Annotated in this window: 16 protein-coding genes; 7 read left to right on the top strand and 9 right to left on the bottom strand. The window is 70.8% G+C overall.

The window, feature by feature from the left end:
• From thiC to VJR25_RS05970, 6 genes are all read left to right on the top strand, one after another.
• Window positions 1–1513: phosphomethylpyrimidine synthase ThiC (gene thiC, locus VJR25_RS05995; RefSeq protein WP_324113552.1), on the top strand; the 1513-nt coding region annotated here is incomplete at its 5' end.
• A 9-nt stretch (window positions 1514–1522) separates the two neighbouring features.
• A complete protein-coding gene (thiO, locus tag VJR25_RS05990) occupies window positions 1523–2776 on the top strand; it encodes a glycine oxidase ThiO (protein WP_324113550.1) in 1254 nt (417 codons plus the stop codon).
• Window positions 2773–3012, top strand: a complete 240-nt coding sequence (thiS, locus tag VJR25_RS05985) for a sulfur carrier protein ThiS (RefSeq protein WP_324113547.1) — start codon at window positions 2773–2775, stop codon at window positions 3010–3012. The genes thiO and thiS overlap by 4 nt, the downstream gene beginning before the upstream one ends.
• A gap of 1 nt (window position 3013) precedes the next feature.
• Window positions 3014–3787 carry a thiazole synthase gene (locus tag VJR25_RS05980; RefSeq protein ID WP_324113545.1) on the top strand — a complete coding sequence of 258 codons (774 nt, stop codon included), beginning with the start codon at window positions 3014–3016 and terminating at the stop codon, window positions 3785–3787.
• Window positions 3784–4998 (top strand): molybdopterin-synthase adenylyltransferase MoeB, encoded by a 1215-nt coding sequence (gene moeB / locus VJR25_RS05975; protein WP_324113543.1) that lies wholly within the window; start codon window positions 3784–3786, stop codon window positions 4996–4998. The genes VJR25_RS05980 and moeB overlap by 4 nt, the downstream gene beginning before the upstream one ends.
• Before the next feature lie 45 nt (window positions 4999–5043).
• A complete protein-coding gene (locus VJR25_RS05970; protein WP_324113541.1) occupies window positions 5044–6102 on the top strand; it encodes a D-2-hydroxyacid dehydrogenase in 1059 nt (352 codons plus the stop codon).
• Window positions 6103–6167: 65 nt separating this feature from the next.
• On the opposite strand, the gene VJR25_RS05965 is transcribed toward VJR25_RS05970, so the two are convergent.
• From VJR25_RS05965 to VJR25_RS05955, 3 genes are all read right to left on the bottom strand, one after another.
• Window positions 6168–6596 (bottom strand): VOC family protein, encoded by a 429-nt coding sequence (locus VJR25_RS05965; protein WP_324113539.1) that lies wholly within the window; start codon window positions 6594–6596, stop codon window positions 6168–6170.
• A 192-nt stretch (window positions 6597–6788) separates the two neighbouring features.
• Window positions 6789–7247, bottom strand: coding sequence for a GIY-YIG nuclease family protein (locus VJR25_RS05960; RefSeq protein ID WP_324113537.1), 459 nt, complete (start codon window positions 7245–7247; stop codon window positions 6789–6791).
• Window positions 7248–7339: 92 nt separating this feature from the next.
• Window positions 7340–8377 (bottom strand): epimerase, encoded by a 1038-nt coding sequence (locus tag VJR25_RS05955; RefSeq protein WP_324113535.1) that lies wholly within the window; start codon window positions 8375–8377, stop codon window positions 7340–7342.
• A 26-nt stretch (window positions 8378–8403) separates the two neighbouring features.
• Here VJR25_RS05955 and VJR25_RS05950 point away from each other — a divergent pair, with 26 nt between their 5' ends.
• Window positions 8404–9114 carry a DUF4166 domain-containing protein gene (locus tag VJR25_RS05950; protein WP_324113533.1) on the top strand — a complete coding sequence of 237 codons (711 nt, stop codon included), beginning with the start codon at window positions 8404–8406 and terminating at the stop codon, window positions 9112–9114.
• Here VJR25_RS05950 and VJR25_RS05945 read toward each other — a convergent pair.
• From VJR25_RS05945 to VJR25_RS05920, 6 genes are all read right to left on the bottom strand, one after another.
• On the bottom strand, window positions 9021–9632 hold the full coding sequence (locus VJR25_RS05945) for a TetR/AcrR family transcriptional regulator (RefSeq protein WP_324113531.1): 612 nt from the start codon (window positions 9630–9632) through the stop codon (window positions 9021–9023). The genes VJR25_RS05950 and VJR25_RS05945 overlap by 94 nt on opposite strands.
• Window positions 9633–9732: 100 nt before the next feature.
• Window positions 9733–10527: an SDR family NAD(P)-dependent oxidoreductase gene (locus VJR25_RS05940; protein ID WP_324113529.1), complete on the bottom strand. Its 795-nt coding sequence runs from the start codon at window positions 10525–10527 to the stop codon at window positions 9733–9735.
• Window positions 10527–11321: a hypothetical protein gene (locus VJR25_RS05935; RefSeq protein WP_324113527.1), complete on the bottom strand. Its 795-nt coding sequence runs from the start codon at window positions 11319–11321 to the stop codon at window positions 10527–10529. The genes VJR25_RS05940 and VJR25_RS05935 overlap by 1 nt, the downstream gene beginning before the upstream one ends.
• Before the next feature lie 274 nt (window positions 11322–11595).
• The gene (locus VJR25_RS05930; protein ID WP_324113525.1) at window positions 11596–11958 is read right to left on the bottom strand and encodes a hypothetical protein; all 363 of its coding nucleotides are present in this window, start codon (window positions 11956–11958) and stop codon (window positions 11596–11598) included.
• A complete protein-coding gene (locus VJR25_RS05925) occupies window positions 11955–12197 on the bottom strand; it encodes a hypothetical protein (protein ID WP_324113523.1) in 243 nt (80 codons plus the stop codon). The genes VJR25_RS05930 and VJR25_RS05925 overlap by 4 nt, the downstream gene beginning before the upstream one ends.
• A gap of 4 nt (window positions 12198–12201) precedes the next feature.
• Window positions 12202–12321, bottom strand: a complete 120-nt coding sequence (locus tag VJR25_RS05920; protein ID WP_324113554.1) for a DUF5605 domain-containing protein — start codon at window positions 12319–12321, stop codon at window positions 12202–12204.
• Window positions 12322–12338: the final 17 nt, after the last annotated feature.

Genomic DNA, 12338 nt, shown 5'->3' with positions numbered 1-12338 from the left:
CTCGGGCCGGGAGCGGAACCTGCAGGATGACGGCCGCACCGCGGTGCGCCGCGGTGCAGCCTCCGCGGAGTGGAAGGGCGCGAAGCGGCCGGTGCGCCGCGCCAAGGCGGGCCGCATCATCACGCAGATGCGGTACGCCCGCGATGGTGTGATCACGCCGGAGATGCGCTTCGTCGCGCTGCGGGAGAACTGCGACGTGGAGCTCGTCCGCTCGGAGGTCGCCGCCGGGCGGGCCATCATCCCGAACAACGTGAACCACCCGGAGTCGGAGCCGATGATCATCGGCAAGGCGTTCCTGGTGAAGATCAACGCGAACATCGGCAACTCGGCGGTGACGAGCTCGATCGCCGAGGAGGTGTCGAAGCTGCAGTGGGCCACCACGTGGGGCGCCGACACGGTCATGGATCTGTCGACGGGGGACGACATCCACACCACCAGGGAATGGATCGTGCGCAACTCGCCCGTGCCGATCGGCACCGTTCCCATCTACCAGGCGCTGGAGAAGGTGAACGGGGATGCCTCCGCGCTGACGTGGGAGGTCTACCGGGACACGGTCATCGAACAGTGCGAGCAGGGCGTCGACTACATGACGGTGCATGCGGGCGTGCTGCTGCGGTACGTGCCCCTGACCGCCGAGCGCGTCACCGGGATCGTCTCCCGTGGTGGATCGATCATGGCGGGCTGGTGCCTCGCGCACCATCAGGAGAATTTCCTGTACACGCACTTCGACGAGCTGTGCGAGATCTTCGCCCGCTACGACGTCGCGTTCTCGCTGGGCGACGGCCTGCGGCCGGGCTCCATCGCAGACGCGAACGACGCGGCCCAGTTCGCCGAGCTCGACACGCTCGCCGAACTCACGAAGCGGGCGTGGGCGTATGACGTGCAGGTCATGGTGGAAGGTCCCGGCCACGTGCCGTTCCACCTGGTGCGCGAGAACGTCGAACGGCAGCAGGAGCTGTGCGACGGCGCACCGTTCTACACCCTGGGGCCGCTGGTCACGGACATCGCACCCGGCTACGACCACATCACCTCCGCGATCGGCGCGACCGAGATCGCGCGGTACGGCACCGCGATGCTCTGCTACGTCACCCCGAAGGAGCACCTCGGCCTGCCCGACCGGGACGACGTGAAGACCGGAGTGATCACCTACAAGATCGCCGCGCACGCCGCAGACCTCGCCAAGGGGCACCCCGGAGCGCAGACCCGCGACGACGCGCTCTCGAAGGCCCGGTTCGAATTCCGATGGCGCGACCAGTTCGCGCTGTCGCTGGACCCGGTCACGGCGGAGGAGTTCCACGACGAGACCCTGCCCGCAGAGCCGGCGAAGACCGCGCACTTCTGCTCGATGTGCGGCCCGAAGTTCTGCTCGATGCGGATCTCGCAGGACATCCGCGACCAGTTCGGCGGCGTGACCGAGCAGCAGCGCGTGGCCGGGATGGCAGTCAAGTCGGCCGAGTTCGCCGAGTCCGGCGGGAAGGTCTACCTGCCCGCGCCGACGTTCGCCCGGAAGTAGGGGCTGCGGATGGTTCACCCCGAGGCCGGGGGAGCCGTCGGGTGCGCGCGCGGTCCGGTCCGGTCCGCGGTGGATGTCGCGGTCGTCGGCGGCGGGATCATCGGGCTCGCCATCGCGTGGAGGCTCGCCCGGTCGGGTCGCTCCGTGCGGCTCTTCGACCCGGCCCCGGCGACCGGCGCGACGTTCGCGGCGGCGGGCATGCTCGCACCGGTCAGCGAATACCACTACCAGGAGGACGACCTCCTCCCGCTGATGCTCGCCTCCGCGGCCCGGTACCCCGGGTTCGTCGCGGAGCTGGCGCCCGACGGAGCGGCGAGCGGCTACCGGCAGACCGAGACCCTGCTCGTCGGCGTGGACCACGGCGACCGCCAGGCGCTCGCCGACCTGCACCTGGTCCACCGCCGCTTGGGGCTGGGGGCCGAACCGCTGACCACCCGCGATGCGAAGGCCCGCGAGCCCCTCCTCGGTGCGCGCGTGACCTCCGCCTACCGGGTGCTCGGGGATCACCAGGTCGATCCCCGGATCCTGGCATCCCGGCTCCTCGACGAACTGGCAGCGGCATCCGCCGTCGAGGTCGTGCGCGAACGGGTGGTCTCGCTCGTGCACGACGACCCGGCGGACAGGGAGTCGCGCATCACCGGCATCCGCACCGACTCCGGCGCCGTGACGGCGGCGTATGAGGTCGTGCTGGCGAACGGCCTCGCCGCGCGGACGATCGCGGACCTGCCCGGCAGGCTCACCCTGCCGCTGCGGCCCGTCTACGGGGACATCCTGCGCCTGCGGGTGCCGGGGGAGCTTCAGCCCGTGCTGACCGCGACCGTCCGCGGGCTCGTGCACGGGGAACCCGTCTACCTCGTGCCGCGTGCGGACGGCACGCTCGTGGTCGGCGCGACCCAGCGCGAAGACGGGATGGCGGGGGTGTCGGCGGGCGGCATCCTGCGTCTCCTCCGCGATGCGCAGGAGATCCTGCCCGCCGTCGCGGATCTGGAACTGGGCGAGGCGACAGCACGCGCGAGACCCGCGACCCCGGACAACGCGCCCCTGCTGGGCCGGGTGCGCAGCACGGACGGGGCCGACGTCCCGGGGCTGATCGTCGCCACCGGGTTCTTCCGCCACGGCGTGCTGCTCGCCCCCGTCGCCGCCGACATCTGCCGCGACCTCATCGACGGCGCGGCCGACGACCGGTGGGACGCCTTCCGCCCCGACCGGTTCGCACCCCTGCACGCCGTGGCCGTCGCCACATCAGAGAGGAGCATCACGTGATCACGATCACCGTCAACGGAGAGCGGCAGACCCTGGGGTCTCGTCGGTCCATCACCGACCTCGTCGAGGATCGGACCGGCATCCGCGTGACCGCCGAAGGCACGATCGCGGGCGGCGGCACCCTCGGAATCGCGGTCGCCGTCAACTCGGCCGTCGTCCCGCGCACCGCCTGGGCCGAGCACGCGCTCGCCGAGGGCGACCTCGTCGAACTCGTCACCGCCACGCAGGGAGGATGACATGACCTGCGACACCCTCGAGATCGACGGCGTCCGGCTCGGCTCACGCCTCATCATGGGCACCGGCGGTGCCCCCAGCCACGCCACCCTCGCCGCGGCGCTGACCGCCTCCGGCACCGAACTGACCACCGTCGCGATGCGCCGACACGACGCTTCGGCAGCCGGCTCGCTGTTCCAGCTGCTCACGGACAACGGCATCCGGCTGCTTCCGAACACCGCCGGATGCCTCACCGCACGGGAAGCCGTGCTCACCGCCGAGCTCGCCCGCGAAGCGCTGTCGACGAACTGGATCAAGCTCGAGGTGATCGCCGACGAGCACACGCTCCTGCCGGACAGCAGCGAACTCGCGGATGCCACCGAGCAGCTCGTCGCCCGCGGCTTCACCGTCTTCGCGTACACCAACGACGACCCCGTGCTGGCCCGCCGGCTCGAGGACCTCGGCGCAGCCGCCGTCATGCCGCTCGGCGCTCCGATCGGCAGCGGCCTCGGCATCCTCAACCCCCACAACATCGCCCTGATCATCGAGCGGGCGGGGGTCCCGATCGTCCTGGATGCGGGGATCGGAACCGCGTCGGATGCCGCTTTCGCCATGGAACTCGGCTGCGATGCGGTGCTGCTCGCCACGGCCGTCACGCGCGCCCAGGATCCGGTCGGCATGGCCACCGCGTTCCGGCACGCCGTGGTCGCCGGGCGCCTCGCGGCCCGGTCCGGTCGCATCCCTCGGCGCCTCGGATCGCTCGCCTCCTCGCCCATGGAAGGACGGCCCGACCTGTGAGCAGCGCGCACGACGGCCGCGCCCTGCCGCCCCTGGTCGAGCCTGCCGACGCCCTCGAGCCCGACGAGCTCGACCGGTACTCCCGGCACATCCTGCTGCCCGAGATCGGAGCCACTGGACAGCGACGGCTGAAGAACGCCCGAGTGCTCGTCATCGGGGCGGGCGGTCTCGGCTCGCCGGTTCTGCTCCACCTCGCCGCCGCCGGGGTCGGCACGCTCGGCATCGTCGACGACGACCGCGTCGAGGCGAGCAATCTCCAGCGGCAGATCATCCACACCACCGCGGACGTCGGGCGACGGAAGGTCGACTCCGCCCGTGACGCGATCGCCGCACTGAACCCCCGCGTGCAGGTCGACGTGCACCCGTACCGGCTCACCGAGCACAACGCCGTGCAGCTGATCGGGCGATACGACCTCGTCATCGACGGCGCCGACAACTTCACGACCCGGTACCTCGTCTCGGATGCGGCGGAACTCGCCGGCAGGCCGCACGTCTGGGGCTCGATCCTGCGCTTCGCCGCGCAGGTCAGCGTCTTCTGGGCGGCGTACGGACCCACCTACCGGGACCTCTATCCCGACGTTCCGCCGCCGGAATCCGCCCCCACCTGCGGCGAGGCCGGCGTGCTCGGCGCGCTCTGCGGGGTCGCCGGATCGATGATGGCGGCGGAAGCGGTCAAGCTCCTCACCGGAACCGGTCGCTGCCTGCTCGGACGGCTCTCGATCTTCGACCTCGCCGAATCGACGATGCGTGAGATCCGAGTCGCGCCCGACCCGAAGCGGGCCCCCGTCACGCGGCTCCTGCCGGCGACGCCGGCGTGCGCCGTTCCGGGGCCGGCCACGATCGACACGCTCAGCGTGAGCGACCTGCGGGGCGTGATCTTCGAGCAGCCCGGGGCCTTGGCGGAGCTCGACATCATCGATGTGCGAGAGCCTGCGGAGTTCGAGCTCGCCCGGATCCCACATGCGCGTTCGGTGCCGCTCAGCGGCCTGCGGCGGACGCGCGTGCTGGAGGGGACACCGGTGGAGCGCCGCCTCATCCTCTACTGCAAGGCAGGACCCCGCGCCCACGCGGCGGCGGCGATCCTCCGGCAAGCGGGATATGCGGAGGTTCGCGTGCTCGACGGAGGCATCGACGCCTGGCTGACGGCGCTCGGGGACGAGGCACAGGTGCCCGGCGGCCTACCATGCGACAGAAGGGAAGTAGGAACGTGACCCGCTTCACCGCGGCCACGGTCCGTGATCGAAAGCGAACGTGAGATGACCGATGCGAACACACGACTGCGCGCCGTGGTGGCCGTGCCGCTGCCCGAGGAGCTGTGCCGGCTGATCGAGGAGCTCGAGCCGCGTCTGGACGTGATCCGCGACCACGAGCTGTACCGGCCCATGCGCGGACCGGCCGATTGGACCGGGGATCCCGCGGTGACCCGCACACCCGATCAGCAGCAGCGGTTCGACGCCATGGTCGACTCCGCCGACGTGCTCTTCGGGATTCCGGACGTCGACCCGGACGCGCTGGCACGCACCGTGGCGGCGAACCCCTCCCTGCGCTGGGTGATGACGACCGCTGCGGGCGGGGGAGCGCAGGTCAAGGCCGCGGGGCTCAGCCGCGAGGCGCTGGCGCGCATCGTCTTCACCACCTCTGCCGGTGTGCACGGGTCGAGCCTCGCCGAGTTCGCGGTGTTCGGCGTGCTCGCCGGCGCCAAGAATCTGCCCCGGCTCCTCGACGACCAGCACGACCGCCGGTGGCCCGGCCGGTGGCAGATGCGGCAGCTCGACGAACTCACGGTGCTGATCGTGGGGCTCGGCGGGATCGGAACGGAGTGCGCGCGGCGCTTCTCCGCCCTCGGCGCGACCGTCTGGGGTACGACCCGGTCCGGCCGGCCCGTCGACGGTGTCGACCGGCTGGTGCCGATCGACGAGCTGGCGCAAGCCGCCGCTTCCGTCGACGCCATCGTGGTCACCCTTCCCGGAACCGAGCAGACCCATCACCTGGTCGGCGCCGAGGTGCTCGGCGCCATCAAGCCCGGTGGCATCCTGGCGAGCGTCGGACGCGGCAGCGTCGTCGACGAGCAGGCGCTGATCGCGGCGCTCGACGAGGGCCGGATCTCGTTCGCCGCGCTCGACGTGTTCGAGGTCGAGCCCCTGCCGGTCGACTCGCCCCTCTGGAACGACCCCCGGGTGCTCGTCAGCCCGCACACCGCAGCTCTCGACAGCAGAGAGGAAGAGCGGATCGCCCGGCGATTCGCCGCCGACGCGACCCGTTTCCTCGACGGACGGCCCATGAAGAGCGTCGTCGACACCGTGGAGTTCTACTGAGGATGCGGACACACGAGGAGGTCCCGGGCCGTCGCCCGAGACCTCCTGTGTGACGACCGGTCGGCTCAGCTCGCTGCGCCGGCCCGGATCTTCTTGGCCATCTCCATCATCTCGGCCGTGGGCTCGCCGATCGCGATGATGTTGCCCTCGCTGTCGCTGAACCACGCGCTGCGGAGGTCGCCGAGCTGGGCGATCCCGTCGACGGTCTTCAGGCCCGGAAGGTCGTAGTCGTGGAACACGACGCCGCGCGTGCGCAGCTCCGTGGTGTCCCGATCCAGGTTCTCCGTCACGAGGTTGAATGCGGTGTTCTGAGCCGTGCCTCCGAAGTCCGTCCGGTACACCAGCACCACGACGCCGCCGATCTCGTAGAACAGGTTGCCGAACTCGGCGTCCGCGTAGATGGGATCGCGGCCGAGGACGTCGTGCCACCAGCCCTTCGCGCGGTCGAGGTCGCTGGCCGGGAGGACGGCCGTCGCCATGAGGTTCTCGAACATGATGATCCCCAGTCCGGGGTGTTGACATCCGGCGCCGGCCCCAGCGCACGCCACGGCGATTCGGGCGCGCGGATGAAGTCCCCGGACCAGAGTGTATTCCTGCATCCGGGCCGGGGGAAGAGGTGCGAGGCAGGTGCCTGCCGACGTCCGCGAACCGGGCGAAGGCGGAGTCGTTCCCGACGCGCGCCTGACCTACTGCAGCGACTCGGCGACCCATCGCGCGTACGCATGCCACGGGTCGCCGCTGCCGAGACCGTCGACGTGGGCGAGGAGCTCGGGCGTCGCCGTGAACCATTCCCCGCCCTCGCGCAGATGGGCGAATCGGCGATGACGTGCCTGCTCGACGGCGCGCCCGCCGCGCTCGAACCCGAGCAGCTCGTCGTGCCAGATCGCCGCGAGGCGCTGGCGCGGGTTGCGCGTGGTGCCGATCTTGATCCGGTCCCGGTACCGCAGGTAGTAGACGACCTCGACCCGGGGAGGCGGCAGGTCGAAGTCCGGTGCGTCGCCGTAGCGCCAGCCGCAGACGGCGCATACCGGACCATCGGCGCGGCGGACGCCGGCGGTCCCGCCGCACAGGGCGCACGGGCCGGGAAGCCGCATATCGGGAGCGCCACCGCCCATCGCCGGCGATTCGAGTCTCGACTCCCTCATGGGAATCCAGGATAGAAGCAAACTTCTATCAGCGCGAGCCCGCTCGGGACGTTGTACAGGGGAAATCGGCCCGTCTGTCTCGGGGGAGGGGGTCAGCGCACGTCCGCCCTGTAGATCGTCCCGTCGGCGCCTCTGGCCGGGCTCCGACGGCGTGCCTGCATCACGTCGACCAGCGCCGACTCCAGCTCCGGGTGCGCGAACGTGAAGCCCGCCGCGGTGAGCGACTCGGGCAGCACCCACCGGCTCTTCAGGATCAGTTCGGGCTCGGTGCGAAGCGCCCACATGCCGAGCTCGAGCATCCACCTCGTCGTCGGCAGCCCGATGGGCATCCCGGTGACCCGGCGCAGGGTGCGCATCAGGGTGCGATTGTCCGATGGGTGCGGGGAGGCGATGTTGACCGGGCCGGTGAGCCGTTCGTCGTCTCGGATGAACCGGATCGCGGCGACCACGTCGTCGATGTGCACCCAGCTGAACCGCTGGCGGCCGTGCGTGCGGTGCCACGGCGCGCGGTCGGGTCCGGTCGGGCGCTCGCCGATCCCGCGGTAGCGCCGATGCGGCGGGCACCAGCCGTCGAACTGCGTGCCGCCGAGACCGAAGTGCGCGAGGCTCAGCAGCATCCGCGTCGCCGGCCCGTCGCCCAGCACGATCGCCATGCGCAGGGCGACCCGGCGCGTGCGGTCGAGGTCGCCGGCGAAGAACTCGCGCTCCCACGATGTCGCGACGTCGACGGAGAACCCGCTGCCGATCTGCCCGTCCGTCTCGGTGTTGGGGTGATCCGTCGAGTGGTGGTAGATCGTGGCCGTGGATGCGTTGAGCCAGACGCGGGGCGGATGCTCCGACCGCGCCACCGCGTCGCGGAGCAGGCGGGTGGTGTGCACCCTCGACTCGAGGATCAGCCGGCGGTTGCGGTCGGTGTACCGGCGGTTCACCGAGGCGCCCGCGACGTTGAGCAGCGCGTCGGCGCCGTCCACCGCGGCGCGCAGCGCGTCGGCGTCGTCCCACCCCACCGGCGCGTTCCTGCCGATGAGGCGAAGCTCGTATCCGTCGGCGGCGAACGCGTCGGCGACGGCCTTCCCGATGAAGCCGCTCGCACCCGCGATCACCGCGACCGGCCGGGGATTGTGGATCATGAGAGCACCGTACTACATTTCTGAACATGTTCAGAAAACGCGACGGCGATGATTCCGCACCGGAATGCGGGTCCGTGTACGAGCGCGTGCTGGGCGAACGGTTCGCGGACCTCGAGCCGCAGCTCCGCACCTACTTCGGCGGCATCCCGGAGGGGTTCGAGGGCGTCGGTCGCGGATGCTTCGAGCAGGCCGGTCTGCGCCGCCGGGCGCTCCGGCCGCTGTTCGCCGCAGCGGGACGCCGGGGGATCGCCTTCGCCGAGCACGCGGCGGACGTGCCTTTCATGGTGCGGAACGTGGCCGCGGCCGACGGTTCCCTCCACGCCGTGCGGACGTTCGTCTTTCCCGGCGCGATCCGCGAGATGAGCGACTGCATGCGCGTGGTCGACGGTCGCCTGGTCGACCGGATCGGCAGACGCGGCGGGATCGAGGTGGAGTTCGGGGCGTCCGTCGCGGACGGGCGGCTGACCCTGACGTCCCGTCGGCTCTGGCTGCGCATCTCCGGTCTGCGCGTGCCGTTGCCGCGGCTCGCGACGGTCGTGCTGGACGAGCGGACGCTCAGCGGCGAGGAGCGCACCCAGCACGTGCGCGTGTGCGTGAGCGTGCCCGGGCTCGGGGAGGTGTACGGCTACGCGGGCGCCTTCACCTACGAACTGAGGGCGCGCGTCACCAGCGGGATGAGCGCTCCGATCCGGCGGGGGAGCGAGGCCCAGGAATCCTCGAGGCCGGAGAGCACCTGAGCGCCGACGAAGAGCGCGTTGATGTATTCGGCGCTTCCCGCGACGTCGACGTCGGGGCGGATGGAGCCGTCGTCGATTCCCCGCTGGATGAGGATCCGACCGAAGTGCTCCCATTCGAAGTACGGGTCGCGGGCGCTCTCGAGGTAGTCGCCGCTGGGCTGTCCGGAGAGCCGGATGCCGCCCTGCACGATCTCATCCCGGGAGATGAGGTCCCCGAGCCGGGTCATCAGCAGGAGGATCTTGTCGAGAGCGCGGTCCGAGCCCTTCTCGATGTCGGCGAGCACCGCCGTCATCCGCTCGTACTCGGCGGCCAGCACCGCGTTGGCGATCTCCGCCTTGGTGCCGAAATGGAAGTAGAGGGAGCCCTCGCTGACCCCTGCTTCGGAGGCGATGTCGCGATGCCGGGCTTCCGCGTAGGGCAGGCGGGCGAACACGCGCGCGGCCCCCACCAGCAGGGCGTCCCGCGTCTCGACGGAACGCTGCTGTTTCAACGCGGCGGCCTTCCGCTCCGCGACCATCGGCACCCCTCTTCGCGATCAGTTGCTCAGACGAGCGTACCTACGCACGCGCCGTGCGAACAATGTGGAAGTGCTCTGACCCGGTCGGTGACGGCCGGGTTCACAGTACGTCCTTGACGCTGGCGCCGCCGTGCGGCCGCGGGTTGAGGGTCATGCCGCCGGTCACGTCGAGAAGCGATCCGGTGGTGCGCGCCGACGCGTCCGACACGAGGAAGGCGACGGCGGCCGCGACATCCTCCGGGGACGCGACGCCGCCCAGGGCGGACAGTCCGCCCATGTATGCCCGCGCGGCCTCGTCCGAGAACGCGGGGTGCCCGTTGTCCGTGAAGCCCGGGACGACGGCGTTCACCCGGATGCCCCGAGGTGCGAGCGCGAGCGCCATGTTCTTCGTGAGCGACTCCAGTCCCGACTTGGTCATGGCGTAGACGAGGTCGCCGGCGCTCGCGATGTGGGCGCTCGCCGAAGAGATGTTCACGACGCCCGCGCCGCGGTCCATCAGGTCGGCGAGCCCCTGCACGAGGAAGAACGGCGCCCGCAGGTTGACCGCGACGTACCGGTCGAACGTGTCGTGGGTGGCATCCTGCAGCGAGGGGCCGAGCAGTATCCCGGCGTTGTTCACGAGGACGCGGATCCGCGCGTGAGGGTCTCGCTCGATCAGCCGCCGGACGTGGGCGACGACCGACTCGACGCCCTGCGGCTCGGCCAGGTCGGCGCGGACCAGGTCGCAGTCGGCGCCGCGCTGTTCGAGGGATGCCTTCAGGCTCTGCGCGGCCGCGGCATCGCTTCGGTACTGGCCGACGATCGCATAGCCGTCGGCCGCCAGGCGCCGGCAGATCGCGGACCCGATCCCTCCCGACGCACCGGTCACGATCGCGATCTCCCGTGTGGACGGCATCACCGCTCCCCTCCCTCGAGTGGTTCGACGCGCGCGGAGAAGTGCGCGCGGACGAGTCCACCCTGACGCACGTCGCCTGTGATGATGCCGTCGTCGTGGGCGGAGCAGCGCACGAGCGGCGTCGTGGCCCGCTCGGTGTAGGCGCGGAACACGAGCTTCAACGAGGTGAGGGCCGAGCCCGGGCGAGTCCCCGTGATCGCCCGCTCGATGGCGGCCGCCAGCTGCATGGCGGTGACGTGGTCCGAGGGATGGTCGGACGTGAGGGGGTCGCCCGCGGCGATCGGCAGGGGAGTGAAGCCGGTCGCCGAGGAGGTGCCGGCATCCGCCTCGGTCGGTGTCTCGGCCGCGCTGCGGCGCAGGCGCACGTACAGCGGTCGGGGCAGCACCTTCACCTGCGAGCGGCCGAGCGCGATGAGCCCGTGTTCGGTCTCGAGGTCGAAGAACTGCCGGAGCGTCCGGCGGGTGCGGGTCTCCGGGGCGGCGACGAGGTGGCTTCGCACCCGTCCGCTGCGGACGGCATCCCGTCCCGCCACGCCGTCGACGACGAAGCGGAGGCTGATCCGATCGAGCACCAGCACGGCGTGGTGGGCGACCTTCGCCTGACGATGCAGCTGCAGCATCCCGGCCTGGCGTTGCACCTCCATGAGTTCGGCGAAGCGCGGCGGGTGCTTCGCCGGAGGGATGCGGAAGGTCGCCGACAGCGTGTGCGGGGACTCCTGCCGCATGTCCGAGACCCAGACATTGCCCGGATGCGACTTGTGGACGTCGGCGGGGTCGACATCCTCGGGCGGCATAACCACTGCCTCGCCTTCCCCCGAACCGACGACACGATGGTACCCGCAGACGATCGGGGCCGGGATGGATTCCGCAGTGCGAAAACATTGCGGGCGCCCGACTTTCTCTATAGGGTGATGGATGTAGCACCTGGGGGAAACCGGGGGGACAAAAGTGATCGCAGTCGGGACGGCCGTTTTCGGGTACGGCTGATCAACCGGTGATCACGGCCCATGGTGGGCATCTTGGAGGGTCGGGTCCTCGAGGATGCCCACCAATCCTTTTGCCGGGAGATCAGGGTGTGGAGATGGCGGCGAAGAACGCGCGCTTGGTGTCGGTGCCGATCTCCCAGTCGACCGGGACGGACTGGAAACCGTCGCGGTGGTTCCCGATCGTCGGCTGCGGCGGGAACACGGTGACGGAGCCCGGATCGAAGTAGCCCCACGAGGCACGCACCCGCAGCGCCGTGAGCAGGTGGCCGTCCGCCACGTCGAAGTCGAAGTGATCGTCCTCGTTGAACATCACCGGGCGTGGGTTCGCGGCGAACTCGGGCAGGGCGCGCACCTGCGCGACCATCTCCGCGAGGCGGTCGGCGCGCTCGGTGCCGTTGCCGTGCAGCAGGAACCAATCCGCCCGCCGCGCGACGGCGGACGTCATGATCGGATCGAGCGCCGCGAAGCTCGTGCTGACGAGCAGGCGCGCTCCGCGTCCCACACGCCGGTGTCCGGATAGGCCCATTGCCCGCGCGTCGCCGGGTTGAGGTCGTCGAACATGCCGTTGATCATGCGGCTGTTCAGCAGCAGCCCGTCGACCGGCACGCCCAGGACCGTGCGCCCCGCGTTGGCGAGGCGCCCGTCGACGATGAACGCCTCGCCCTCGATGCCGATGGACGTCATGGGGTCACACCTGCACGGCGCGCACGGCCATGTAGGGGCGGCCGGGCAGCTCCACCCGCACCGTGCCCGCGTGGGTGCCCGGAAGACGGTCGACGGTCATGTTCCAGGTGTCGATGACGTCGATCGTCCAGTCGCCGTCAG

Origin of the sequence: Microbacterium sp. (assembly GCF_035277845.1) — a bacterium.
Classification (GTDB): domain Bacteria; phylum Actinomycetota; class Actinomycetes; order Actinomycetales; family Microbacteriaceae; genus Microbacterium.
The sequence above is the reverse complement of the archived record's forward strand: the minus strand, read 5'-3'. Positions and strand labels throughout refer to the sequence as shown.

Coding starts and splice junctions, on each gene's coding strand:
- VJR25_RS05970 (WP_324113541.1), top strand. CDS start 5,044: ATGACCGATGCGAACACACGACTGCGCGCCGTGGTGGCCGTGCCGCTG.
- VJR25_RS05960 (WP_324113537.1), bottom strand. CDS start 7,247: ATGAGGGAGTCGAGACTCGAATCGCCGGCGATGGGCGGTGGCGCTCCC.
- VJR25_RS05955 (WP_324113535.1), bottom strand. CDS start 8,377: ATGATCCACAATCCCCGGCCGGTCGCGGTGATCGCGGGTGCGAGCGGC.
- VJR25_RS05925 (WP_324113523.1), bottom strand. CDS start 12,197: ATGACGTCCATCGGCATCGAGGGCGAGGCGTTCATCGTCGACGGGCGC.
- thiO (WP_324113550.1), top strand. CDS start 1,523: ATGGTTCACCCCGAGGCCGGGGGAGCCGTCGGGTGCGCGCGCGGTCCG.
- VJR25_RS05950 (WP_324113533.1), top strand. CDS start 8,404: ATGTTCAGAAAACGCGACGGCGATGATTCCGCACCGGAATGCGGGTCC.
- VJR25_RS05945 (WP_324113531.1), bottom strand. CDS start 9,632: ATGGTCGCGGAGCGGAAGGCCGCCGCGTTGAAACAGCAGCGTTCCGTC.
- VJR25_RS05980 (WP_324113545.1), top strand. CDS start 3,014: ATGACCTGCGACACCCTCGAGATCGACGGCGTCCGGCTCGGCTCACGC.
- VJR25_RS05935 (WP_324113527.1), bottom strand. CDS start 11,321: ATGCCGCCCGAGGATGTCGACCCCGCCGACGTCCACAAGTCGCATCCG.
- VJR25_RS05965 (WP_324113539.1), bottom strand. CDS start 6,596: ATGTTCGAGAACCTCATGGCGACGGCCGTCCTCCCGGCCAGCGACCTC.
- VJR25_RS05930 (WP_324113525.1), bottom strand. CDS start 11,958: ATGACGTCCGCCGTCGCGCGGCGGGCGGATTGGTTCCTGCTGCACGGC.
- VJR25_RS05940 (WP_324113529.1), bottom strand. CDS start 10,527: ATGCCGTCCACACGGGAGATCGCGATCGTGACCGGTGCGTCGGGAGGG.